Origin of the sequence: Desulfovibrio sp. An276, assembly GCF_002159665.1 — a bacterium.
In the GTDB taxonomy this organism is placed as follows: domain Bacteria; phylum Desulfobacterota; class Desulfovibrionia; order Desulfovibrionales; family Desulfovibrionaceae; genus Desulfovibrio; species Desulfovibrio faecigallinarum.
In genome coordinates this window covers 1-1,852 of record NZ_NFJC01000070.1, presented here as the reverse complement: position 1 = coordinate 1,852, position 1,852 = coordinate 1, and the positions used below count along the sequence as shown (strand labels likewise).

General features: G+C 32.5%; 2 protein-coding genes. Both read right to left on the bottom strand.

The window, feature by feature from the left end; translation table 11 throughout:
- Positions 1 to 536: 536 nt before the first annotated feature.
- The gene (locus B5F76_RS14660; protein ID WP_144268515.1) at positions 537 to 941 is read right to left on the bottom strand and encodes a hypothetical protein; all 405 of its coding nucleotides are present in this window, start codon (positions 939 to 941) and stop codon (positions 537 to 539) included.
- 26 nt (positions 942 to 967) lie between these two features.
- Positions 968 to 1,360 (bottom strand): hypothetical protein, encoded by a 393-nt coding sequence (locus tag B5F76_RS14215; RefSeq protein WP_087355744.1) that lies wholly within the window; start codon positions 1,358 to 1,360, stop codon positions 968 to 970.
- Between the last annotated feature and the right edge of the window lie 492 nt (positions 1,361 to 1,852).

Genomic DNA, 1,852 nt, shown 5'->3' with positions numbered 1-1,852 from the left:
TGTGGACCGCTCTGGTAAACTGGAGTGATACAGTATGAAATATAACCTCTTATGGCAAAGTCGAAGTCAGATTGGCTGATTTTTGATTTTGTCAACACGACCTAGCACTCTTACCGCTTTTTTGCCGGCTCTAGCGGAAAATCGGTATGTGTTCCATCTACACAAGAAGGGTGCGCTACAAGTCATGCTCGACTTCTTGACGCCTTCTGAAAAATAGGGCAGCCGGGCTTTCCTCCTCCAGATACCACTTTTCCGCCAGAGCCTTTTTGCCAACATGGATGACCTCAATCATTCACTCGATTCGTATTTTGCAGAACTCGCAGCCCCAAACGCAAAGCTCAACCCTGTGCTCATATCGGTGGTATGATATGGCAGTCAAACGCATCAGTGAGTCATTTGGTCCGCTCCTAAAAGACGGGTAATTCTATCTTAAGATAATCTGTCCCTCTAAATTGGTTATGCGCCTACTATATTTCAGAGTGGTAGATGTCGTCGTATATGGATTGCTCAACTGGATGATATCTTTGAGGCCTATATCAGAGTATCCGCCGATATCTACCACTCTGTAATATTTTTACAACTTGGCTGTCTGGAATATATCGAATTAAAGGTGTGGGTTCAATCAATACTTTTTCCAGATCATTATTTAATGATACAGGCATTTTTTTTATAAAATTAAAATCTATAATTATATCGTGTGCATATATATTATCAATACTTAAAATAGTAACTTTAGTTATACAAAGTAATGAAGGTGGGAGCAGTTGACCAGATGATTTTTTAGCTCTATATAATCCAATAGCATATATTTTTTTATTGTGCACTTCATCTTTAATAATATTTACTATTTCTGGTTTTTCATAGTGTGAGCTAAATGTTGCCTTACCGCTTCTCTCCCATATTTTATTATAATTATTATCTAATGTTATAAAAATTATCATATAGTTACCTGAATTAATTTATAATATTAGTAATACATAGAGAATATACGTTTAAATTCTATGCAATTATTAAAATACAATGTTGTATCTAAAGGATTATTTATTTTATATTGTTGATCTGTAGCTTTTTTCCATATATTCTTTTCAATATTATCAATAACTATATTTTCTGGATAAAACCATCCTTCATGATTATTCTTTAATAAAACTATACCAAACTGAATTTTTCTAATTTTAACACCAAAAATTAATAAATCTAATATATTACTACAGACTCCATAAAATACTTTTTCTGTTCTACTAATTTTTATAATCAATATTGTATTATCCTTTGCAAATATGTTGCCTTTATAAATATCAAATTCCTTACGCTTTGCTTGTATTAAATTTACAAATTCTTCAACTTCGTTTTGTATCATAAATTTTTCCTCTCTTAAAATAACTCCCCATGTGCCGGACGATACCCATCTATCAATAAAACACCAATGACTACCCTCCTCTGGAGTATGCTGACCGTTGTTTCATAGGAATGTAAACTGATAAGTCATGAGTTCCATCTGAATAGACATATCTAGTAACTATCCACAAATTACTTTCATCTGAACTTCGAGAATTTCCTGAATTTCGATACATGATGATGCGTTGTGTTCTCGCTCAGTTATCAAAAATTTCTAGATATTTCATACTGTTACTGTGTTTTATGACTTTAAAAAAAGCTATTCATAAATTTCACTCAAACTGTTATCAAATATAACAAATTATCATGTATTTTTTGGACAATTTTTGTAACCCAAGCTTATAACCTAAGAGTTGGGTAAAAGTAGAACCATACGGTTATTGTGTCAACGAAATTATAATTTTTTCAAGCAATTACTTTACTCCCATTGCCGTAAATGCTATAGAAAATATGG

What these genes read in the sequence shown, in the direction of transcription:
- B5F76_RS14215 (WP_087355744.1), bottom strand. Translation starts at nt 1,360, where the DNA reads ATGATACAAAACGAAGTTGAAGAATTTGTAAATTTAATACAAGCAAAG.
- B5F76_RS14660 (WP_144268515.1), bottom strand. Translation starts at nt 941, where the DNA reads ATGATAATTTTTATAACATTAGATAATAATTATAATAAAATATGGGAG.